The sequence below is a fragment of the Methanobacterium lacus genome (assembly GCF_000191585.1).
GTDB classification, from domain to species: domain Archaea; phylum Methanobacteriota; class Methanobacteria; order Methanobacteriales; family Methanobacteriaceae; genus Methanobacterium_B; species Methanobacterium_B lacus.
Genome location: NC_015216.1, coordinates 2,022,372 through 2,045,595, shown reverse-complemented (window position 1 = coordinate 2,045,595; position 23,224 = coordinate 2,022,372). Strand labels below are relative to the sequence as shown.

25 protein-coding genes are annotated in these 23,224 nt (G+C 34.5%); 14 read left to right on the top strand and 11 right to left on the bottom strand.

Going from position 1 to position 23,224, the window contains the following annotated elements; all coding sequences use genetic code 11:
* Positions 1–116: 116 nt before the first annotated feature.
* Entirely contained in the window at positions 117–1,094 is a 978-nt protein-coding gene (locus METBO_RS09865) for an Ig-like domain-containing protein (RefSeq protein WP_048186442.1), read from the top strand.
* A gap of 565 nt (positions 1,095–1,659) precedes the next feature.
* On the top strand, positions 1,660–1,827 hold the full coding sequence (locus METBO_RS13765) for a hypothetical protein (protein WP_013645567.1): 168 nt from the start codon (positions 1,660–1,662) through the stop codon (positions 1,825–1,827).
* A 68-nt stretch (positions 1,828–1,895) separates the two neighbouring features.
* Here METBO_RS13765 and METBO_RS09860 read toward each other — a convergent pair whose 3' ends face one another.
* The 3 genes from METBO_RS09860 to METBO_RS09850 form a co-directional block, all read right to left on the bottom strand.
* Entirely contained in the window at positions 1,896–2,267 is a 372-nt protein-coding gene (locus tag METBO_RS09860) for a hypothetical protein (protein WP_013645566.1), read from the bottom strand.
* 408 nt (positions 2,268–2,675) lie between these two features.
* Positions 2,676–3,293: a YfgM family protein gene (locus tag METBO_RS09855; RefSeq protein ID WP_013645565.1), complete on the bottom strand. Its 618-nt coding sequence runs from the start codon at positions 3,291–3,293 to the stop codon at positions 2,676–2,678.
* A gap of 263 nt (positions 3,294–3,556) precedes the next feature.
* Positions 3,557–3,898 carry a hypothetical protein gene (locus METBO_RS09850; protein ID WP_013645564.1) on the bottom strand — a complete coding sequence of 114 codons (342 nt, stop codon included), beginning with the start codon at positions 3,896–3,898 and terminating at the stop codon, positions 3,557–3,559.
* 412 nt (positions 3,899–4,310) lie between these two features.
* Between METBO_RS09850 and albA the strand changes: the two genes are divergently transcribed.
* The 3 genes from albA to METBO_RS09835 all read left to right on the top strand — a co-directional run bounded on the left by albA (position 4,311) and on the right by METBO_RS09835 (position 5,783).
* Entirely contained in the window at positions 4,311–4,595 is a 285-nt protein-coding gene (albA, locus tag METBO_RS09845; RefSeq protein WP_013645562.1) for a DNA-binding protein Alba, read from the top strand.
* Positions 4,596–4,818: 223 nt separating this feature from the next.
* Positions 4,819–5,109: a DUF2769 domain-containing protein gene (locus tag METBO_RS09840; protein WP_013645561.1), complete on the top strand. Its 291-nt coding sequence runs from the start codon at positions 4,819–4,821 to the stop codon at positions 5,107–5,109.
* Positions 5,110–5,381: 272 nt separating this feature from the next.
* Entirely contained in the window at positions 5,382–5,783 is a 402-nt protein-coding gene (locus METBO_RS09835) for a nuclear transport factor 2 family protein (protein WP_013645560.1), read from the top strand.
* Positions 5,784–5,805: 22 nt separating this feature from the next.
* Here the strand turns inward: METBO_RS09835 and METBO_RS09830 are convergent, their stop codons facing one another.
* Together METBO_RS09830 and METBO_RS09825 are read right to left on the bottom strand one after the other, a co-directional pair.
* Entirely contained in the window at positions 5,806–6,111 is a 306-nt protein-coding gene (locus METBO_RS09830) for a hypothetical protein (RefSeq protein WP_013645559.1), read from the bottom strand.
* A gap of 13 nt (positions 6,112–6,124) precedes the next feature.
* The gene (locus METBO_RS09825; protein WP_013645558.1) at positions 6,125–6,625 is read right to left on the bottom strand and encodes an NUDIX hydrolase; all 501 of its coding nucleotides are present in this window, start codon (positions 6,623–6,625) and stop codon (positions 6,125–6,127) included.
* 689 nt (positions 6,626–7,314) lie between these two features.
* Here METBO_RS09825 and METBO_RS09820 point away from each other — a divergent pair.
* Together METBO_RS09820 and METBO_RS09815 are read left to right on the top strand one after the other, a co-directional pair.
* On the top strand, positions 7,315–7,590 hold the full coding sequence (locus METBO_RS09820; RefSeq protein WP_013645557.1) for a hypothetical protein: 276 nt from the start codon (positions 7,315–7,317) through the stop codon (positions 7,588–7,590).
* Positions 7,591–7,675: 85 nt separating this feature from the next.
* On the top strand, positions 7,676–8,437 hold the full coding sequence (locus tag METBO_RS09815; protein WP_144017560.1) for a BPL-N domain-containing protein: 762 nt from the start codon (positions 7,676–7,678) through the stop codon (positions 8,435–8,437).
* Between the two features lie 406 nt (positions 8,438–8,843).
* On the opposite strand, the gene METBO_RS09810 is transcribed toward METBO_RS09815, so the two are convergent.
* Positions 8,844–10,274: a B12-binding domain-containing radical SAM protein gene (locus METBO_RS09810; RefSeq protein WP_013645554.1), complete on the bottom strand. Its 1,431-nt coding sequence runs from the start codon at positions 10,272–10,274 to the stop codon at positions 8,844–8,846.
* Positions 10,275–10,579: 305 nt separating this feature from the next.
* Between METBO_RS09810 and METBO_RS09805 the strand changes: the two genes are divergently transcribed.
* Positions 10,580–11,371, top strand: coding sequence for a class I SAM-dependent methyltransferase (locus METBO_RS09805; protein WP_013645553.1), 792 nt, complete (start codon positions 10,580–10,582; stop codon positions 11,369–11,371).
* A gap of 48 nt (positions 11,372–11,419) precedes the next feature.
* Here METBO_RS09805 and METBO_RS09800 read toward each other — a convergent pair whose 3' ends face one another.
* Positions 11,420–13,390 carry an FUSC family protein gene (locus tag METBO_RS09800; RefSeq protein ID WP_013645552.1) on the bottom strand — a complete coding sequence of 657 codons (1,971 nt, stop codon included), beginning with the start codon at positions 13,388–13,390 and terminating at the stop codon, positions 11,420–11,422.
* A gap of 374 nt (positions 13,391–13,764) precedes the next feature.
* On the opposite strand from METBO_RS09800, the gene METBO_RS09795 reads away from it, so the two are divergent.
* Positions 13,765–14,592 carry an ATP-binding protein gene (locus METBO_RS09795; protein ID WP_013645551.1) on the top strand — a complete coding sequence of 276 codons (828 nt, stop codon included), beginning with the start codon at positions 13,765–13,767 and terminating at the stop codon, positions 14,590–14,592.
* A 62-nt stretch (positions 14,593–14,654) separates the two neighbouring features.
* Here METBO_RS09795 and METBO_RS09790 read toward each other — a convergent pair whose 3' ends face one another.
* Positions 14,655–16,334, bottom strand: coding sequence for an ABC transporter ATP-binding protein (locus tag METBO_RS09790; protein ID WP_013645550.1), 1,680 nt, complete (start codon positions 16,332–16,334; stop codon positions 14,655–14,657).
* Positions 16,335–16,593: 259 nt separating this feature from the next.
* Positions 16,594–16,755 carry a hypothetical protein gene (locus METBO_RS13760; RefSeq protein ID WP_013645549.1) on the bottom strand — a complete coding sequence of 54 codons (162 nt, stop codon included), beginning with the start codon at positions 16,753–16,755 and terminating at the stop codon, positions 16,594–16,596.
* 359 nt (positions 16,756–17,114) lie between these two features.
* Between METBO_RS13760 and METBO_RS09785 the strand changes: the two genes are divergently transcribed.
* The 3 genes from METBO_RS09785 to METBO_RS09775 all read left to right on the top strand — a co-directional run bounded on the left by METBO_RS09785 (position 17,115) and on the right by METBO_RS09775 (position 19,904).
* Complete coding sequence (locus METBO_RS09785; protein ID WP_013645548.1) at positions 17,115–17,996, top strand: CBS domain-containing protein; 882 nt, start codon at positions 17,115–17,117, stop codon at positions 17,994–17,996.
* 310 nt (positions 17,997–18,306) lie between these two features.
* Positions 18,307–19,221, top strand: a complete 915-nt coding sequence (locus tag METBO_RS09780) for a deoxyhypusine synthase (RefSeq protein WP_013645547.1) — start codon at positions 18,307–18,309, stop codon at positions 19,219–19,221.
* Positions 19,222–19,307: 86 nt separating this feature from the next.
* The gene (locus METBO_RS09775; RefSeq protein WP_013645546.1) at positions 19,308–19,904 is read left to right on the top strand and encodes a hypothetical protein; all 597 of its coding nucleotides are present in this window, start codon (positions 19,308–19,310) and stop codon (positions 19,902–19,904) included.
* On the opposite strand, the gene pyrF is transcribed toward METBO_RS09775, so the two are convergent.
* Positions 19,851–20,501 carry an orotidine-5'-phosphate decarboxylase gene (gene pyrF, locus METBO_RS09770; RefSeq protein WP_013645545.1) on the bottom strand — a complete coding sequence of 217 codons (651 nt, stop codon included), beginning with the start codon at positions 20,499–20,501 and terminating at the stop codon, positions 19,851–19,853. The genes METBO_RS09775 and pyrF overlap by 54 nt on opposite strands.
* Positions 20,502–20,672: 171 nt before the next feature.
* Here pyrF and METBO_RS09765 point away from each other — a divergent pair, with 171 nt between their 5' ends.
* Positions 20,673–20,927 carry a hypothetical protein gene (locus METBO_RS09765; RefSeq protein WP_013645544.1) on the top strand — a complete coding sequence of 85 codons (255 nt, stop codon included), beginning with the start codon at positions 20,673–20,675 and terminating at the stop codon, positions 20,925–20,927.
* 76 nt (positions 20,928–21,003) lie between these two features.
* Here the strand turns inward: METBO_RS09765 and METBO_RS09760 are convergent, their stop codons facing one another.
* Entirely contained in the window at positions 21,004–21,771 is a 768-nt protein-coding gene (locus METBO_RS09760; RefSeq protein ID WP_013645543.1) for a nitroreductase family protein, read from the bottom strand.
* A 312-nt stretch (positions 21,772–22,083) separates the two neighbouring features.
* Here METBO_RS09760 and METBO_RS09755 point away from each other — a divergent pair, with 312 nt between their 5' ends.
* A complete protein-coding gene (locus METBO_RS09755; protein WP_013645542.1) occupies positions 22,084–22,923 on the top strand; it encodes an ATP-binding cassette domain-containing protein in 840 nt (279 codons plus the stop codon).
* Positions 22,924–23,224 lie beyond the last annotated feature (301 nt).

The following is a 23,224-nucleotide window of genomic DNA, read 5'->3' as shown; positions in this document are numbered from 1 at the left end:
CATTAACTCCTTTAATTTTTTAAACAAATCTCTAATGGATATTATTAATGTGAAATTTATGAATAATTTATATGGTTAGATTTCTATAGTATATGATAGTTAGGGGTGAAAAAAATATGAAAAAAGGATTTCTGGTGGCTGCGGTTTTATGTTGTGTTTTTGCTTTTGGAAGCATGACAGCAATTTCAGCCGCCCCCACCGGAACATATTTAGCTAATATTGGCAGTTATACTGCTGTAGGTACGGGTCCATGGAATACTGTAGGTTTTACACTAAACAGTCCACAAGCAGAGACGTTACAATTTGAATGGAAAAGTGAAATAGTCTATGAGAAGTATCATGTTCAATTAGAAACAATCTACACTAAAACTAGTGGAATTCGAGAAATCGTCACCGATGATATGGATATAATGCTGATGGGGTATTACAATGGAAAATTATTACAAACCCCTGATATTGACCTGACTAAAAACGTTTACGTAACAGTAACTACATGGAGAATTAATTCTGGAAAACAAAATATAACTCCTGGTGCTCCAGTAGTCAAAGCTGATGTGAATACTGGACTTTACAACACAAATAAACTTGTCACTTTATCAATAAACAAACCTGGAACAATATACTACACTTTAAACGGTAAAATACCAACAAATACCAGTAACAAGTATTCGAAACCAATTAAAATTACATCAACAACTATATTGAACTACATGGCCATTGGCACTCAATTAGACAAATCTCCTCTTTACAGTAAATTGTACATAATCGACAAAATTCCACCGAGGGTAACTGCAGCTAAACCCACAAACAACTCAAAACATTTCTCACTAACTTCACCAATAAAGATCTACTACAACGAAAAAATCAGCAAAGGAACAAACTACTCTAAGATCTACATCAAAAACCTAAGCACAGGTAAAATCGCAAAATCAACTGTAACAAGCATATCTGGAAATGTATTAACTCTCAAAATGACCAAAAGCAGACTAAGCCAGAACACATATCAAGTGTACATACCAACCAATGCGATCAAAGACACTGCAGGAAACAAAAACGCAAAGTACACATTAAAATTTAAAACAAGCAGATATTAATCAAAATATCTTTTCTTCTTTTTTTTTGAAATTGTTCTACATATCTTTAAACATCATTATTCTTTAGCATTGATTTTAGTTCCATTTTGTTATAACTTAACTGCTCCTAGTACATTAGCAAATGATGATATTGCAACGGTCTATGGAATATGTAATGGTAAAACTGAGTACGATACAGCTATTGGGGGTTCAAATAAAGTACCAAAAATAACTGTTAAACCAGAAAACATACAAGTAACGGGAACCTCATCATAATCAATGTTAATATATTTTTTTAAATTTTTTATTATTTTTTAAGTTCAATTAAAAATCTACATTTAAATTATCTTAGCGGAGGCTATAAAAGGTATAATGAGTATCAAGCTGTTCAAACAATTCTAGTAGAATAGTACCATCCATGGACTAAAACAGTTAAAAATGAGAAGTCAATGATAGATTTTGTAAAATGGTATTTTAATAATATTGCATCCAAGGGAGAAACTACGAACAAAAACTGAAGAAACGGATAGTGATTCAGTTAAATATGAATAATTTTCCTCTTTTTATTTTTTAGGATATGATAACCATGACAGAACTCGAAATGCTAATAGCCATACTTGCACCAGCTGTAGCAATCATATTATTTCTTTTAGGGTTAACGTTCCAAGTATTGCAACGAATTACAAAAGTAGAAACAAATGTATCCCTACTCTTACAAGGGGTAGCATGTTTAAATGGAAATATGAGCACATAAAAAGAATTTAAAGACTTTCTAAAGAAACTAAAAAAAGTAAACAAAGAAAATTGTGGTTGATATTGTCACTATTCCAATTCTTCTGAATTCTTTATGAATAAAGATCCTATTGTACCACCAATAACTCCGATAATACCAAAGAATATTGCATAAAATACAGAGTAAAATACATAAACGGATGCTGCGACGTATTGATACATAATACTCACTGACAAGCCCATTAGAAATCCACTAATTACACCTATAATTATGCCATAAATTGCTCCGTTTGTTTTGTTTTCACTAATTTTATAACCAATATATCCAGTAACTAAGAGCGAAAGTATAATTCCTAATGATAACATGTCTATTACAATATATGGTAGGACTATTAATGGAAAAAACATGGTTATAGCAACAATTAATATTATACCAACAATTACGGGTTTCAATTTGATCATAACATCATTACCTCCTACTTTTGTATTATTTAATTTACTTATTTAAAATATTGCTTAAGATTAATTTAAGCCAATAATCGCTTCGAAATACTATAAATTAAATTATATTCTGTAAGGATGAATTTAAATGAAAGATAAAACTCCTTGGATTAATTTAGATCAATTAAGGTTACATCCAGAAAATCCTAGAAGCCATACTCAGGAACAGATCTAGAAAATTGCAGATTCAATTAAGGAGTTAGGTTGGGTAGACCAATAATTATTAGTAAAGATAATTTTATCCTTGCAGGCCATGGAGCATATATCGTAGCTTCAAAAATACTTCAATGTGAACAAGTTCCATTATTTTAGGCCAGAACCAATTTAATCTTTAGGATCTAAAATATAAATTTTTCAATGTAACTAACTTTAAATCATAGCTTTTACATTTGACAGTTCTGATTGAGCTTTATTTAGCTGTGTTTGTGCAGTATTAACCCTTTGTGTAATTTCATCTTTAGATTTACCTGACGACAAAGCACTTTCAACATCGTTTATGTCTGAATTTGCCTTTACAAGTTCTAATTTAGCGTTGATAAATGCTGTTTTTGCATTTTGATTGTTCGAACTATCAACTGAAGTTTGAACATTAGTAAACTGGTCATTTAAACTGTTATAATCTGATTTTAGAACTGCAAGCTGATCATATGCAGACCCACTTTCCTCATCATGGGATACTACCATTCCAACAAAACCTATGTAAGCCATTGGCCCGATAAAAATAACTAATCCTAATACTACTATAAATATAATCAATCCATTTTTAACCATTTTATTTGTCTTTGTAGGCTTATTATCGTTGATTGAACTGTCTTTTGAGTAGGTTAATTTGCCTCCACATTCACACTCATCACTAAAATCTTCTGGTTTTTCTCCAGGAAGTAATTCATAGGCACCTTCACAATTATTACAAACTAAATATTCTTTTATATTTGTTCCTTCCCTTTGTTCATGAAGTCTTTGCCTAATTTCATCGTTTGTAACCATTTAAACCCCCAATCCAAAATAAATCCCAACATTAAACATGTTATATACATGCACGTATAAAAATAGTAATATATTCTCTTTTTAAATAAATTGGTAACTTTGTTCGTACCGAACATTTTCAATTTAAAAAGGAATTGCATTTTTAAAACTATCAATAACCTGATTTTACACATAAGTATGATGCAGTTATCCTTAAATATTATTTCCAGATTAAATCCATAATATGGATTTTGAAAAATTAACTCAAATAAAAAAAAAGAAATTTATAAAATATTATTTGAGATGTTTACAATACCGCCGTCTTCTGTTGTAGTCTTATTAGCTATTATAGTATCTCCTGATAACAATTGAACAGTTAATGGACTAGTATTTGGAATTATACTATCATTACTATCTCTGCTGTCTTTTGTTCCGTCTTTTTGGAATTCTACAACGATCTTTCCGGGATAAGATGATAATTGAAATGTTTTATTTCCAGTTCCCATAATGTTTTTAGTTCCTGAAGCATCATTAATAGTTCCTACCCATGGGCCTGATGCAATAACTGTAACACTTTGAGTCTTAAAATTTGGTTGGGTGTTCTGTTGATTATTAACACCACTCACATTACAAGAAATATTAAAATTGCAACTATTACAATAATTCCAAGAATTTTTTTCATGTAATCCCACTTACTATTCAAATTATACTATTAACAATATACAAGAAGCTTATCGTAACTCCTTAAAATATTTCCTAATCAAAGTTTGATTAAAAAGATAATTATCAAAAAAATATTAAACAAGGTATTAATTAATCTTTCAATTATTAAATGCTCAATAATTAAGACAAATGTGTGAATAACATTTGACATTATTTGACTAACCACTAATTTTCCAAAATTCATTAAAAAATTCATAGACTTCCTCAAAAAATGCAAAGTTACTAAAGCATCTCAAGAAAATCAAATGGATAATTGGATATAATAGATGAGAAAGAATAATTAATAATTTATGGATTATCTTGGAGGTTTAAGTGATGTCAGAGGAAAATGTTGTTTACATTGGAAACAAACCAGTAATGAACTATGTATTAGCTGTTGTAACTCAGATGAATAGTGGGGTACCTGAGGTAATGTTAAAAGCAAGAGGAAGGGCAATAAGCAGAGCAGTGGATGTAGCGGAAATAGTGAGGAACAGATTCTTACCAGAGTTAGAAGTAGGTTCCATAGATATCTGTACCGAAGAAATGACTAGCAGAGAAGGATCCAACAGTAATGTTTCGGCAATAGAAATACAACTGTGCAAAACAGAATCCATTTAATCCACTCTTTTTATTTTTTTTAATTTTTAACATAATCCTAAATTCATATCAACTTACTCAGTATCCCTGCTCTTCATCTGGTACCAATTTTCCCTGAATTACCCCCTACCTCCATTTAATCCATTATTTCCAGTTAGTTTTTCACATATGTTTCATAAAAATTGATAAAGAATTGAGTCCAAATACTATACATGATGCAAGTAAATTAAGGGGGATAAAAAAAATGGACAAGTTTGAAGAAGCATTGGAAAATGTAAATTCAATGGCGGCTGATGAAAGGGATAAAGCCATACAAAACTACAAGGATTCTTGTATCTGCCATACATGTGCATCCTATACAGAATGTTCAAAGGATGCCAATGAAAAACTCTTCTGCGTAACAGGCAAGAGTAACAACTGCATAACAGAACTCAAGGGATGTGAGTGCCCAGCATGTCCCCTGGCAAGATCCTTAGATGTGGGAATAGTACACAACGCATACTGTTTAAACGGCAGTGAGATGGAACAGCGATGATTAATATCCTAGGATAAAAACTGGGATCAAATTGGTAAAAAACTGAATAGGCCGTAATAAAACTTCAATTTTAAGAGTTGAATAATAGAATTATCGTTACCCTAGTTTTAGGACTGTTACATTAAAATCAATCAAAATCAAGGTTATAATAGATTTTAATTGCACAATTAATATTCATTAATTATGTGTTTAATAAATTTATATTTCTAATGAATTGTAAGATTGTTAATCGTTAATTTAAGGTTATAAATCCAGTGGAGTGTATTAGTGAAATGATCTCAGAAGAAAGTGTTAAAGAACTGTTTAATTACCTTAAAACTGGTGAAAATGTGAAGTTTTTTTCCAAGGTTTCGGATGATGTTAACTGGACTGTTATGGGAACACATCCCTTGGCTGGAAACTATAAAACCAAGGAGGAGTTTGTTAAAAGCACCTTTCTAAGATTGAACAAGGTTTTAAACGAAGGTGTGGTTTTAAAGGTAAACCAGGTTCTGGTTAAAGATGCCACTGCAGTGGTTGAGATGGAATCGTTGTCAACAGCATTGAATGGTAAACCTTTCAACAACACTTACTGCTGGATTGTAAGATTTGAAAATGAGATGGTGGTAGAGGTTAGGGCCTACGTTGATTCAGCCCTGGTTCAAATGGTTTTAGATGAAAATGAAACCAATTAAACAACTAATTTCATTCTTTTTTTTAATTTTCTTTGTCTTCCTCTTTAAAAGCAACTGCCATTTTTAACTGGGCTCTGCACTGTGCAAGTTCCATTTCAGACCTTTTTAACTCTCTTTTTATGAGGAAATTTTTAGTCCAGAGGAATATTGACACACCAAGGAGTAAGATGATGAGTATGCACAAGATAGCTATGATAATTCCCGATGCAAGTGCCTGCCATACTAGTGCGAATCCATACACTAGGTAAAGAAGTGCTGCAACCACTGCAAGCACGATGGCCAGTATTAAGACCAGCCTCAACCTTGCCATCATTTCATATCTTCTCATGGATAGTACCCTCCTATTTTCTAGACATCTTATCGAAGGTGGTTTTTATGGATTTGATCAGGGGATCAAAACTGTTGTCAGTTTTATCAACCTCTTCTGGATCTTTAAAATGGAATGTTGTGCTCTTGTTCAGGTAATCCTCAAGCCAGTCTGCCAGTTCATAATCACCTAGTGTTTCCATCAAAACCCAGGCATAACCCTCATGTTCACTGCTGAGTGTTAATTCACCCTCCACAATCTTCCCGGACATTATAATATGAACTGCTCGTATTATGTGCAGGTTCTGCTCTGAAGCTCCTACAACATGGCCCAGTTCAATTTTAAGTCCAGTTTCTTCGTAAACTTCTCTTAAAAGGGCGTGGTCAAAGGATTCATCCTGGTTTACTTTTCCACCTGGAAGTTCCCATTTTCCAGGATTGGTCTTGGAATCTGTGGAACGTTTCAAAATGAGAACCTTTCCATTTTCATCCACCAGAAGAACCCTAACAGCCAGTCCGTAAACATGATTTATCATTATATCATTCCATAAAATTTGTTAATAGTTATTAACCTAAGATTATTTATAAGGGATCATTTTCTGGACATGGAATCCCATATAAAAAAAAATTCTAAACCACAACCCTTGAAGTTTTGTACAGAAAATGAATTTTTAGAAAACTGGGCTTAATAAAAAAAACCAGGTTGGTCAGAATCTCTTCAATAACCTCGTTAATAGTTTTTAAGGTTGTTAAATTGCTTTTTTTAGTTTTAATTCCATATATTAATGTTGGTATAAATTATTAACTGATATTTTAGCTTTTATTTTGATTAATAGTTCCTATATTGTTTATAATTAGGATTAAGTCCAAATTAGGTGTCTTTTGGGCATGATTTGGGTGTAAATTGGGAAAATGGTTATTTATACTTCAAATCAATTTTTTTATAACTAAAATTGCCTTAAACCATATTTTCGAATTTAAAATGCTCATTTAAAAAAAAATCATAACAAATGGGCCAATAATTCGCAAAAAACAAGTTATAGGACTCCAATCAATTCCATGATCTTTATAACGGTGTAATCTAAATTCTAGGCCCAGAATCCGGGACTCAAAATACACTTCACATGGTTGTTGATGTTTAAAACTTGATTCCGGTGATAAAATTGTTATGAAACTTTTTTTATCACAAACTTTTGATGGTGTATGTAACTTTAGGTGACTTTATATGCCGAAACGAAAACCGAGGTTGATTATTTTGAAACAAGAAATCTCCAAATTTGATAACTGGTTTAAAAGAGTTCTTCTACGCGAAAAATCAGCTATTTACGCACACAAGAAGAACGAACTCAACTACAAATTCGATCAGTACCACAGATTTTTAGATGCCCTAGAAAGCTACGATATGATCACGGTTCAAGATTTTAACCAATCATTGAACGAAATAAACCAAAAACGGATCAAAGAAGAAGAAGACCTTGCTAAAACCATTTGGCAGGATTGAAATGGTGTACATGCCAGTTCAAAGGAATTAATTTACCATTACTCTCCTTTTGAGCTGTCAGAAAGAATTAAACTAATAATGTGGAGTGAAACGTATCAAAAAGTTAATATATGCCTTAATATTCTTGTGTATCATTGGAATTGTTCTCTTTGGATATTCTACTATAAAAACGTCATCATCAACTTCAAACAGTGTGAAGTATGTAAATGTTTTGATATATGATGGTACTGGAACCATGTCAAGCAGTGTCAGTGGATTGGAAAACTGTTTAGATGAACTTAACAATAAATCTTCCAATAAAAAGTTCATATATTCCACTGCTGTGGAAATAAATTCCCAAACCCTCCAGGGTTACGATGTTTTAATAATGCCTGGAGGCGATGCATCAGAATATATTCAGAATTCTAAAATAGATAACAGTTCAATAAAACAATTCGTATCGAGTGGTAAAGGATATTTGGGCATATGTGCAGGGGCATTTGCTGCCTCAAATTATGTTGATGGTTACTACAATGGATGGGGACTTGAACCTGATGTAACAGCTGAAACAGTGGATTATGTAGGGGACCTTTCCATATCTACAACATCCTATGGAAAAAAACTAAGTGGTACCTCAGATGTAACAATCTATCATCAAAATGGGCCTGCATTGTACACTAACGATACTGAACATATTTTATCCACATTTTCGGATAATAATACTGGTTACGAAGGGTATGCTGATATGGTGGGTGAGAGTTATGGATCTGGCAGGGTGTTACTCAGTGGATCCCATCCTGAGCTTGAACCTGAAAATCAGGAGTTACTCATGAACATGCTGTTATGGCTTTCAAAAAATTTGGACTGAACATGGTATGGGATCAAGGTACTGGGAATTCTTGTCAGGTTCTAAACACAAAAAATATATTTGGCAGTAACCGAACATTTTATATTCTATGGTGATCTATAGTATAACTGTCAAGATGTTTTAGACATGACTTGACATGTATTTGAGTTAATCATTTGATTAACAAATTTAACCAAATTTCATGTTGTCTATAAAAAAATTTGTTTAGGTGGTGAAAAGCAAATGTTACCAAAATTTGATTTACAGCATTTCTGCTGTGGCCCTAAAGGCTGCGAACTCGAAATTGTTTACGGTGAAATGATAGATGCAGAAGATTAAATTTAAATGCCATTCCTCATACTTACCCCCCAAATTATTTACTTTTTATAGGAATGGATAAATTTTCATCCTGCATTTATCTTTTTTTTTACTTAGAAGAATTGTCCAAATTCTGATACCAACCCTTAACAGTACTGCCCCGAAATTTAGGAATTATAAAACTCCTGAACAAAGTTTCTATCATCACCTTTAACATGTACCTGTGTTTTAATAGATATTTTGGTCTGGTGTAAAACTTAAGGTAGGCACGGGCCAGGTTTCTTTCGATCATGTCCTTGTTTAAGCCCAGTTTTTCGTAGTTTAAAATAGGCTTCATAACTGTGTACTTCTCCCAGTTTTCAGTTTTAATGAGATCTTTGTCCTTCAAGTCATGATATATTGGTGTTCCTGGAAACGGTGTAAGAATTGAGTACTGGCAGTAATCTGGTTCGAGTTTTATTGAAAACTTGATGGTTTCATTCATATCATTCTGGGTTTCACCAGGATAACCAATAATATAAGATGTTAAAACTTCAAGCCCCGCATTTTTAGCATTTTTAACGGCATTTTCAGCTTGTTTTAAGTTAATACCCTTCTTCATTAGGTTTAAAATTCTTTGGGAACCTGATTCAACACCGTAGTAGATGGTGTTCATACCAGCGTTTTTCAGTTTAAACAAAAGATCCTGGTTCACCATATCCACCCTTGAGGATGCTACAAAACTCACATCTAGGTTTCTTTCCTTTATTTCATCTGCAATTGATGCTGCCCTGTTCTTGTTCAACATGAAGGTGTCATCCATGAATGCTATATCATTGAGATGGTAGTTGTAGACCAGTTCCTCAATTTCGTCCACAACATTTTCTGGACTTCTTGATCTGAATTTCTTTCCCATTATTAAGGATGATGAACAGTAACCACAGTTATAAACACAGCCCCTGCTGGTTATCATGCCTCCTGATTGACTTTTAGAAATTCCGTAGGATTCAAATGATACCAGATGTCTTGCTGGAAACGGTAAAGAATCCAGGTCCTCTATGAGTGGTCTGGGATTGTTGGTTTTAATGGATCCAGTTTCAGGGTCCCTGTAAACAATTCCCTTCACATCCTCAAGGGATCCGCTGCCATCAACCTGATTGTTTGCAAGGTCTGCAAAGGTTTCTTCTCCCTCCCCCAGCACCACAACATCTAGATCATCAGAATTTTGGAGGGTGTTTACTGGTAAAAATGTGGTGTGAGGTCCACCAATCACAGTTAAAACATGGGGCATGACCTTCTTAATTTCCTCTAAATATTTAAGGGCAGTTTTTATTGTGGATGTTGTGGCAGTGATTCCTATAATTTCTGGATCCAACTTCTCTACATGATCTCTGACTTCAAAAAATCCCTTCTGCATCAGATCATCGTCAAATATCTCCACAGAATGGTTGTTCTTTTCTAGAGACGCTGCCAAGTACATCAAATTTAGGGGCGGTGTAATAAAGCCCAGCCCATTTTTCACAGCATTTTCATCGTACGGGTTAATTAAAAGCACATCCATAAACAATCCCCCTCCTAAATAAACCTTTTTTTTTTAGATCACTAAATGAAAAATAACGATTTAAAAGCAATAATAATTGTGAAACAATGGATGATTGTGTATTAAAATAATTATAATGTATCAATATTATTGACAATATCACAATATACTATGACTTAGCTACATAATAAATTATTCGATCAATAATAACTATACACATAACTTAATTAGTACAACTGACAAGGTTGTTTTACAAAATAAATTGTTATAATTATCACATTTTTGAGAATGTTTTAGATTAACAATTGATCTGGGGGAATATTTTCATGGGTTTAATTACAGAACAGTACAAGGATTCCAGTAATTTTGTGGCTAGAATTGAGCTTAACAGAAAATTTAGTACTAATCCTCAGCCTTTAACCCGTTGGCTTTTTGATCAAATGGATTTTCAGAAAAGTTCAAGGGTTTTGGAACTTGGATGTGGAAACGCCATCCTGTGGAGGACGAACAAGGACAAAATAGTGTCTGATGAAAAAATTGTACTCACAGATTTTTCAGAGGGAATGCTTGATGATGCCAAGAAAGTTCTTGGAAGCCTGAGGGACAGATTCGAATTCAAGGTCATGGATGCAGAGAACATCAGCTTCCCTGAAAATTCCTTTGACATAGTCATAGCAAATCTTATGCTTTACCATGTGCCCAACAGAAAAGAAGCATTTAACCAGATAACCAAGGTTCTTGCTGATAATGGTTTGTTCTATGCCAGTACATTTGGAAGGAACAATATGAAGGAATTAAACGAACTAGTCCAAGAATTTTACCCCCAACTCAATTCACTGGAAACTCTATCAAACAGATTTGGACTTGAAAATGGAAAATCTCAACTCGAAGACTATTTTGAAAAGGTTACAATGACAGAATACCATGATCATCTAGAAATAACAGATGCTCAACCTGTAATTGAATATTTCCTGTCCTTTGCAGGAAATAAATCTGTTCTAAAACCGGACAAGCTAGATGCAATGAAAACTTGTATCAACGAGGTCATTGAGGACAATGGCTTTATGAAGGTAACCAAGGAAACAGGACTCTTCAGGGCGAGGTATCCATTCAAATGATAAATGGTTTTTTTAGAAGCTAAATTTTTTTTATGCAATAGTAATGGTTTAACTTAGGTTGGTGTAACGTTTGAAAAGGTCTGTTTTATGGGCCACTTCCAAACCATTGAAGATTAACTGGATATCTGAGGAGATCCAGTTGATGAGCTGGGCTAAATCATCGGAATTTTCGTTGATGGAAGTTAAGTTGATGTTTAAAACTTTATCAGGGTCCCAGTTTAGGTTGAGTTCCCTGAGTTCCATCAATGAATCTTGGATAAGGGTGCCTTGAACTTCTTTATTTGAAATGGTCTTTGAATTATCACTTACAACTGCTGCCAAGGCCGTTAAATCGGCTGTTAATTTGATATTCATGGATAAAATGTTTTGATAAAGACTTAAATCAGAATTAACATCGTTAAATGTGTCTTCTAATTTTTTGATTCCTGCTTCGAGGTTGTTTTCTTGAAGCATGTAATTCTGGAGCTTAGCAGTGGCCTGGGTTTTATCGAAGTTGTTCTGTGTAGTTTTAACCATTTCAAGACCGTAGTCCAGATTGGCGGTCATGGTCTTGGTTAACTGTTCAGGAAGGTTGATACTAATTCTACTTGGTAAGATAACGTAGGCACATATGAATGCAATGATACCTCCAATGCTTATGTCCACGATTCTTGAAATTGCGTTGTCATAGACAGTTCCAGTGGGCCAAACAAGCACTATGAAAACTGTAATGGCCATCACAGAAAGCCCCATGTAGGTTGGGTAGAATGCTCTAAATAGGAAGAGCATTAGGACTGCAAACCAGACAAGTATGTAGTGTGGAAATAAAAATCCAAGTATTATGGCCACTACAATTGCAATAAAATTGAATCCTATCCTTTGAATAAGGTTGTCCACCGTGCTTGTGATGTCTGGTTTGATGATTATCAGAATTCCCATGGTTATCCAGATGGCACTCCTTTCACGTGTTAAATAGATAAATATGAGTCCAATTGTCATTGCAAGAGTGAATCTAACAGCGTGACGCATGTACATATTTTTCAGGTTAAAATTTGCACTGATAACTTCCTTAAAAGATTTTTCCTTGGTTCTAATGGTTTTATGTCCATTTTCAGGATTTTGATTTAACAGGGAGTTGCAGTAAGTTAGGATCTTCTGGATATTCCTACTTACCTGTATGATCTGTTCATTAGCAACTTCCTTTGCCCCTGTATCAACCTTTAACTCGTAGGAATTCATGATCTTTTCATCAACAGAACCATTCATGGATTGAAAATTTTGTCCAATCCTTTTTGAAACATCGTCCGTCAATTCAAGGTACTTGGTGAAGTATTTTTGATCGTGTGGATTGAGCCTAGCTATGATGAGTTCAGAGTAACTTCTTAATATTTTATAGTAACCCCCGAATTTGAAGAATTCGTAGTAAACAGAGTTCAATGAAATTCCTGAGAGTATGTGCATGTTTGCTACCACGCTTTGTATGGTTGATTCTGGATTGAAACCAACTGAAACAAGCTGACGGATTTTCCTCTTTTCCATCCATAGTTTGGGAATTAAAAGGGTTGATGCCACAAGGTAGGCCAATGTGGTATAGGATATCCATTCAATGGGAGTTGATTCAGGGTTAACAATTAAAACAGCTACGAAGTAAGTTAAAAAGAATGAAAATCCGATGGCACCTTCCATGTTTCCAAATATGTACATGGAAATACTGAAAAATGCCCAGAGTACCGAGAAAATTATGAAGGCAGCTAAGTTATGAACAGACAATGAAACACAGAGAAATGCTAGCGTGGTCATAATAAAACCTAACAATCCCAGAATTGCCACCTTCTTTATGGGCATGCTTATGTCTAGGATGATGGTGGCAAGGAGTGTGACCATAATAATGGCTTCAATACCGTTATTAAATTTTAGAAGGGTGGCCAGCAAAGCGGCAACAACTATTAAAATAAAAGCCTTCAAACCCTGTGACCAGTTAACAGTACCTGTAGGCTTGGAAAGTGTTTTAAATCTTCCAAACAAACCTTTTTTCTCCAATTCAAAACTCCCCTTTTTAAGACAAATATTCCCAATTTATGAAGTAACAATATTTATGAATTTTTTGTAATATCATTTTTTTCTAAATGAAAAGGAAAAATTTGTTTCCAAACTGGGGATTGGATTGTAATCACACTAAGATTCCAAAGAAAATCCTTTTAAACCTTAAAATCATGCATAAAATGATTTTAAATTGAATAAATAACTTTTTTAATAAACATTATTAATTTGCAATGACATAGTATACATATAAAAGATTAAGTTCGTTCATTTGATGGTTTAGAAAGCATTATGTCCAAGAAAACCTTTGGATGTTAAGTAGTTGGATAATTGTTTTGTAGGGTCTAGAATGTAATTTTAAGGAGATTAAACCCATGAAGAGGGATGTTATACGGATAAATGAAGATAAGTGTACTGGATGTGGGGATTGTATTCCTGGCTGTCCTGAAGGTGCTCTTCAAGTTGTTGATGGTAAGGCAAGACTCATAAGTGACCTTTTTTGTGACGGACTGGGAGCCTGTATTGGTACCTGTCCACAGGGAGCCATTGAAATTGAACAACGAGAAGCAGAGGAGTACGATGAAAGGAAGGTCATGGAAAACATAATCAAGGGCGGAAAAAATGTTATCAAAGCCCATCTGCAGCATCTAAACGATCATGGTCAGAAGAAATATCTAAATCAGGCAATCCATCTACTAGAGGAGAAGAATATACCAGTTCCAAATTATGAACATGAGAAAACCTTCGCATGTGAATGTCCCGGAGCAAGGGAGATGGAACTTGAACCTTCATCTGAACCATCAACTGAAGCTGTACCAGATTCTAAACCTGAACTCAAAAATTGGCCAATACAACTCCAACTATTAAATCCCAACGCACCCTACCTTAAAAATGCCGATCTCTTAATAGCAGCAGACTGCGCTCCATTTGCATACCCCAACTTCAACCAGAAATTTTTAAAGGGAAAAATACTCATCATACTCTGTCCAAAACTCGATAAAACCATCGAGGAATATATTGATAAACTAGCTGAGATATTCAAGATCCAAGACATACACTCCATATCCATAGTCCACATGGAGGTTCCATGTTGTTCTGGAATAGGTGTAATTGTTAACCGGGCACTTGAAAAGGCTAAGAAAGATATAACTGTTGAGGATTATACCATTTCTATAAACGGTGAAGTAATAAATACACAATAATGTCAGGTTTCCTAGGTTGTAAATTGAATATCTTCAATCTTTTTTTTTTGTATATGAAATTATTACGGGGCAAGGTCTGGGATTGATGATGGTGCAGGGTTTTTTGACTCACTATCCTGCTCTAAATAAATAATATTGCTATTTACCTCGATTTCTCTGCTGTTATGGGTCACTATTATGATTGTTTTTTCCATTTTAAGTTCATCAATTACTTCGTTGATGGATTTTCTGGAATCCTTGTCTATGGATTTGGTTACCTCGTCTAAAAGTATTATGGGCGAATCTTTTAAAACAGCCCTTGCAAGTGCTATTTTCTGTTTTTCACCACTCGAAAGCATTATCCCATTTTCTCCCACTTGTGTATCGTATTTGTTTGGGGTGGTTTCGATGAAATCATGTATCTTAACCAGTTTGGCCACACTTTTAACCTCATTGTATGTAGCATCGAGTTTCCCAATTCGCAGGTTTTCATAAATGGTGCCATCAAATAAATAGGGATCTGAGAATATCATGGAAATGTTTCCTATTAGGCTGTCCCTTTTAATTTTGATTATATCTTGCCCATCAACCTTGATGCTTCCCTTTTCAACAGGGTAGAGTGAACAGATCAACTTGAGAATTGTACTTTTTCCAGTACCATTATCCCCGACTATGTAATTTAAACCCTTTTTAAATGTAGCATTAAACCCATTTAATATGTAACGATTGTCGTAGGAAAACCAGACATTGTCAAATGTTATTTCCCCATCTGTTACACTTAGCTCACTTTCTATTCCTGTTTCTTCGTCCATGTCTAATATTTCTTTTAACCTGTCAAAGGCAGGTAATGAACTTTTGTATGATGTCCAAATCCCTGATAACTGCGATATTGGGGAGAAAAAAATGGATGTGTAGGCTAAAAAGGCCGTGAATGTTCCAAGGCTTATAGACCCATCCAGCACCATGTATCCTCCAAATGTAATGAGCAGCACTATTGGTACTCCTAAAATAAGAGAACTCAAAGAAGAGTTTAACGAGGATGTTTTGGTATAATTCAAAGAAATCCCATAATAATCATTCATATGGTTGTTAAATCTATTTTGAGACCATTTTTCAAGATTAAAAACTTTAATTAGGGGTATGATGGATAAATTTTCCTTTAAAAATGAATAGATGGATGCGTTAGTTTCTAAAAAAGCTTTCTGAATTTTTTCCATTTTATTTCCAAATATGTTGGAAGACAATGCAAACAGTACAACAGGGCTCATGATTATGAGTGCGAGTGTGTAATTCAAAGAGAGCATGATAAAGAAAGGAACTATAATGCTTACTACGCTCATGAAAATCTGCGGAATTATTCTAACCGGAATATTAATGGCTATTTGGGTGTTACCCATGATACGTGTTATCATATCACCCACTTTTATGGTTTGGGTACTTTTTAAAGAAGCAAATTGAACCACATTAAAAACAGTTCCTGATACTTCTCGTAAAAGTACCAAGTTTAACTTTCCAGTTAAATAACTGTTGTAGTAACTTGAAACTGAAGAAAAAATGTACATTCCAATTATCCCTAATATGATATATACAAATAAATTAGTCATTTTACCTACAAACACGTTATCTACAAGGGACTTGATTAGTAAAGGGCTTATAAATGAGAAAAGTAATGTACAAATACTTAAAAGGAATATCAGTAACAAAGTCAAGGTGTGTTTTTTAATAAATTTATTTAAAAAATATTTGAAGCTTGTTTTTATCATACTCTCACTGAAAACCCTTTATAATAATTAATACTGTTTCTGATTAGTATAGATAAATATTATTTAATACAACGGATGGAACTAAGATTAAATAAGCATTTATGCAATTAGATTCAGTATTGAATTGTTTCAAACACCAATTCCCCCATCACTTGGAACCTTCCATTTTTTTAACTTTTATAAAAATTAACAATGGAAAAAAAATTAAAAAGAAATTAAATAATTTTATTAGGGCATCAATTGACCAATATGAACTGTTTCACCAGCCTGTAAAAGGACAATACCATTTTCCATAACTTGGACAGTCAGTTCTGTCGCAAAGGGCATTTTGTGTAGAAATTCCACTAGATCTAGAACATACTTTTGGTGCACTTTCGCTGTTTATACTTGCTGATTTTCCTAATCCACTCAAATCTTCCATTAATCTCAACCCCTTTTTTTTAGTAACTGTATAATCATAATAGTCATATTTAAATATATAAACTTTTACATATAAATGTAAAACTTAATAAATATCTTCAATACAATAATATTCTCACACCTTTTTATGGATTTTACGATGTTCATTTGTTTTGTAGATATTATTCGTGATTTTTTATCATTCAATTTTAGCGTAAAATAGTAATTTGTCCAGATTAAAGGGAAATTTAAATAATCCACGATTGGATAAAACTTATTTCTAAAACAAACTATCATACACCAAATAAAAAGAATTAAATATTAAAAAGCCATGATAAATTTATAATTATAAATAATAATAAATCGTCAAGGGTGATTTGAATGCTCACATCAGTCCAAAAAGAAATACTACAAAGTTTAATTAACTTATACAGAAACGCCGATGCCTCTATTAAGGGCGAAGAAATAGCAGAAATTATGAACCGTAACCCCGGGACGATCCGAAATCAAATGCAATCATTAAGGAGTTTAGGATTGGTTAAGGGCGTTCCAGGCCCCAGAGGAGGATATAAACCAACTATTAAAGCTTATCATACATTGAATATACAGGCCAGTGACAATCAATCTTTAGTACCTATTTTTAGAGATGGTGAAAAAGTTAAAGATATAACAGTTTCACAAATAGAATTCACGAGCATAACCCACCCTGGAGAATGTGAAGCAGCCATCAAAGCCGTAGGAAACATTAAATATTTGGATCTTGGAGATGAGATCAGAATAGGTCCAACACCTGTAAACAAACTTATTGTTGATGGAATTGTTGTTGGAAGGGATGATATGGACAACATACTACTCTTGGACACAACAGCCATTAGAAGCATACCCAAGAAAACAGTACTAGAAGTGGCTTCAACAGACCTCATCCAACTAGACCCAACTGACAGCATCAGGAATGCCTCAAAAATATTATCTGATAGGGACATTGAAGGAGCTCCTGTTGTAGAAGATGGACATGTCATAGGAATATTAACACTATCAGACATCATTCGTGCCATAGGAAGAGGAGATGAAGAACAGAATGTTTCAGAGGTCATGTCATCTAAAAACATCATAACTGTAAAACAGGATCTGATGATAGCAGACGCCATTGAAATAATGAACAAAAACAGCATTGGAAGAGTGATAGTGGTAGATGACGATGCAAGTCCAATTGGAATCGTAACAAGAACAGATCTTCTGGATAAAATAGCAGGATTAAGGTAATATTCGTTTTAAAACTAAATATTTCAAGTAAACAGATTTTTTCCCATCTTCTTGGGATCAAACCTTAAAATTCTTATTCTAATCTGATCCTTTGAATTATAATTATAATTTATTTTTTAGATTAAGTAGAATCTAGTAATTTTAAATACTAATCCCAACTAAGATCAAGTTCATAGGATTAAATTTGCATTAGTTCTAATTTTTATTAGTTTCCAGACAAAAATCCAGAAATTTTTTGGGTAGTGGAAATTATTGTTGTATTGAGTTAAAAGATTGTTTTAGGAAGTGTATTAAACTGAAAATTGACCAGATGGAAATTAAAAAGGGCATGTCTGTCCTGGAACTCATCCAAGAGATGGGAGGTTCCGGTGTTTTAGGTGCGGGCAGGGTTTACAGGGCAACAGAGTTACTTGCAGAAGTTATAAAAGATGAGGATACAGCAGTTTTTCTCAGTGTGGCAGGACCCCTGGTGCCTGGAGGTCTGAGAAAAATTATTCGGAACATGATCAAGGATGGGGAGGTGGATGTGCTCATAACCAGCGGAGCAAACATCACCCATGATCTGCTTGAAGCCTTCGGAGGCAGACACCACCGAGGAATAGAAGAAGATGATGAAACCATGTGCGAACATGGAATGGGAAGAATAGCTGATCTCTACACGAAATCCGAAGATTTTGAAGTGTTTGAAACAGAAATAGCAAAAATATTGGCAGACATAGCAGCTAAGGATGATCATTTAAGCATAAGGGAATTTTTAACCTTAATTGGCAGTTCACTCGATGATGATGAGTCCATACTAAAAACAGCTGCAGATAACAACGTACCAATCTACGCGCCGGGATTTATAGACAGCATGTTGGGACTGCAACTTTGGATGTTCACCCAGGACACCAAACTTCACATCGATGCCTCAGGAGACATGGCAGAACTATCAGACATTGTATACGATTCAAAAAAAGTCGCAACCATGATCCTTGGGGGAGGACTCCCAAAACACTACGCATTAGCATCCAACCTACTTAAAGGAGGGGTTGATGCTGCTATACAGATAACCATGGACAGGAGTGAAACAGGCAGTCTTGGAGGAGCACCACTGGAGGAGGCCAAATCATGGGCCAAGGCCAAGGCAGGATCCAAACTCGTGACAGTGGTTGGAGATGCAACCATAATATTCCCATTGATACTGGCCGGTGCAAAGGAAATGAACCAACGATCCATGGAATGAATAATAAAAGAATTTCCATTTTCTAATTTTTAATAATGGAAGAAAAAACTAACATTCTAAACTCTTAAATCAAGGACAAAAATAACATGCTTTTAGAACCAGTACTCTACGCATTTTCAGGATTCTTCATGAAGTTTTCTGATGATGCCTACGACAAAAAAAAGAATATTTACATGGCAGTAATGGCAGCTGTTCTCTGCGGTGTTTCAATAGCCTACCTGGCAGTGACCAGTTCAGATTCAGCATGCTTATTCATAGCCATACTGATAGGCACAGTTCTATCCCTAAAGGTGGACAGTTTAAACCATGTACTGGCACTTATCTTGTTTCTGGTAATAATCATTTACATTGGAATACCTTCAATCGGAATTGTAACCCTGATTTTATGTACATTAGCAGCATTCATCGATGAAGTTGGTAACGATAATGAGAGAATAAAAAAATTAGGCAGGGGAGCGGAACTGTTCTTTGATTACAGGTTCACACTAAAATTAACGGTGTTGGTGTTTGCTGTACTGGGCCTTCTTGTACCCTACTTCCCAGTTTTAACACAACCCAACATCCAATACTTCCAATTTCAAACCTTCATCTACTTCTTGCTGTTTGATCTGTTCTACGAAGTTGCAGGGTTAAAGTTTGATGCTATCTACAATGGATTTAACAACCTCTTCAGGATATTCTGAGGAGTAAATTGAACGTCCAACAATGATGGCATCAGCAAATTCGAGTGTTTGATTCGGATCTCCACCTTGCACACCCACGCCTGGAGATATTATGAATGAATCTTTACCAACAACTTCCCTAATTTTTTTAAGCCTGTCGGGTTTGGTTGAAGGTGCCACATAATTCTTTAAACCCATCTCCATGCCCATGACTGCAATGTCCTCTGCAGCTGGCTGGAGAAATCTTGATGCTCCGGGATGTGACATTTCCGTTAGAAGAAACACTTCTGTTCCAAATTCCTCTGCAGAATCTACACAAGCCTTAACACTGTCGGGACCTACAAATCCATGCACAATTATGGCATCTGCTCCAGCTTTAAATGTCAGATCTGCAATTTTCTTATTTGTTTCAGGGATGTCTGCCACCTTAAAATCGGCAATTATTTTGCAGTCAAACCTATCCTTAACCAATCCAATGGATGGCAAACCTTCAGCTAAAGCAAGGGGATAACCGATTTTTATGGTATCCAAATAGTTAATAACACTGTTTCCAACCTCCAGTGCACCATCAATGGTCAGAAGGTCCATGGCAAGTATTATTTTGTTTTTGATTTCCATAGATTAATACTCATTTTAATTCTTTAAATTATTTTTGAAAATAATCAAAGATCCAAAGGTAGGATACCATTTATATAAAAATACCAAACCTATATTTAGCAGAGGTACAAAGAAGTTCCAAAGTAAAAGTTTTGAATTACATATATATTATTCAAGGGAAAATGGATTTAAATGGCTGAAATAAAGAAAAATAAACTCAAAGCGATAATTGGTGCGCTTATAACATTCATTGTTGTTGGATTACTGGCTGTACAGGCCATGTTCTTTTTGAAGGGTTATGCCCCATCAACCAACATGATGAACCATCAGTTTTTGGTTTCAATAGGATTTTTAATAGGAATACTCGCAGCTTCATACGTTTACACCTACCTTCAGGGTGAGGACAGATCATCCTGGCTCTACGATAAAGATGGAAAAGAGAAGTAAAGAATGAATTACCCTGATCAATTCGTCCTGGATTTTCCTTTTTAACATTCAATTTTTAGGTGAAGTTTAAAGATCTTTATTTTCTATCAGGATTCAGGTTGATTGATGCACAGTAGATGTATCCCTTTTTTTCAATACCTTCTTTAAAGACTACTTCTGGATTTTGTTTGAAGTGTGTCGCTGCAACCATGATCTGGTAAATTACTATTCCCGCATCTATTGGGATGTATTTTTTTGCAATTAACGATCTTATGAAGTTGGGTTTGGTGGTGAAAACATCGATGCAACTATCATCCCCACTTAAAAACCAGGCTTGACTGTTGGTGGCTGTTGGTGAGAGTCTTCCAGCCTCCAATATTTCCCTGTTTTCATCTGTGATGGTGATGTCTGTCATTTTCTCAATGGGATTTCTTTTAAACTCACTTATATCAGATCTGTGAAGTGGTTCATCAGGGTTTCCAAATGCCAGAAGAATCACAAATTTAAGTTCTGATCTTGGTTTCACATGGTCTTTAATGGTTGGAATACCCTGCCAGCAGCATCCTATACCATTTGCAGAAAATAGAAGATCCATCTGCTGCAACATGTAACCAACATTGGTTAGGTAACCTTCCTTCTCCTCAGAAAATACTGCCAAGTAGTGGGGAGCCTTTTTCATCATCCTGGTTTTAACATCTTCAGAGGAAATTAACAGAACTTCAGTTTTAATCCCTGGAATTAAAGGTTTTAAATCCATCACTTCACCTTGAATATCCTTTAGGATTTCCTCATCTAGAGTATCTTGATCGTACTTTCTAATGGATTTTCTCCTGAAAATTGTCTCGTAAATTTCATTTTTATCCATAATACCGCCCCTTAAAAAGCAATTATTTCTACTTAATTAATGAATCAAATTAATTAACTGAGTATACTTCATTTCTTCTTTTAAATCTTGTTTTACCCTTTGTGAAATATTTTTCTAGTGATTTATGCAAAATATTTTCTTGTGTGTGTTGTTGGTATATTATATTTCATGTGGGCTTTATTTTTTTTCAACCATCATGGAAATATTTATAAAGTTTTGCCAACAGTATCCCATTTATACAACTTATTAATTAAAATTAGTATTACTCTGAATAAAGCGTGGATTTACTCTCGATTTTTTGAGGATGGTTAAATGAAAATAATTGAAACCAATGATCTTACATACGAATATCCGGATGGAACCAAAGCCCTGGAAAAGGTTAATTTTAATGCTGAAGAAGGAAAGATAGTTGCACTTTTAGGGCCCAACGGTGCAGGTAAATCAACTTTATTCCTGCATTTTAACGGTATACTAAGACCAACACATGGAAGTGTACATGTTGATGGGGAAACTGTTAGTTACGACAAGAAGGAACTGCTAAAAATACGTCAAAAGGTGGGAATTGTTTTCCAAAATCCTGATGACCAACTTTTTGCCCCAACAGTACTTGAAGACGTTGCGTTTGGACCCATGAACATGGGACTGTCCAACGAAGAAGTGGACGAAAGAGTTAAAGACGCACTTTTAAGGGTTGGAATGGAAGGATACGAAAAGAAAGCACCACACCATTTGAGTGGAGGTCAGAAAAAACGTGTTGCAATTGCAGGAATACTCGCAATGAAACCCAAGATCATGGTGCTGGACGAACCCACCAGTGGCCTCGATCCAAGGGGTGCTTCACAGATACTCAAACTTCTCTACCAGTTAAACAGTGAGGGAATGACCATTGTAATATCAACACACGACGTTGATCTGGTGCCAATATACGCCTCTAAGGTTTACATCATAAGCCAGGGTAAAATTATCAAGGAAGGCAATCCTCAGGATGTGTTTGAAGATGTTGAAACCATAAGGGGAGCTAATTTAAGATTACCAAGGATAGCACACCTCATGGAAATTCTTAAAAAGGAAGATAAACTTCCATTTGACAAACCATACCCTTTAACAATTGGAGGGGCCAGAAAACGTATATTAAAAGAGTTTGAAGATTGATTTATTATTTTTAAATCAATTGGATCATTTACATTCTTCTTTTTTTCTAAAATCTTCTCGGTAAATTTTTTTTTGCTTAATGGTAATACAGATGATATTTTCAACCTATCTACTTAACATGGGTTAAAATTGGCAGTTTTTTTTATGTAATGTTTAGAAATAATTAATATTTTCTTTTAGTGATATGTCTGAGTAGATGAGACTGATCATATTCTTTGATATTTTGCCACAATTTGTGTTTTTTTTATCCTTAAATTATGATTAACTTTTTCTTGATCCTAGTATATGTTAGATCATTTCT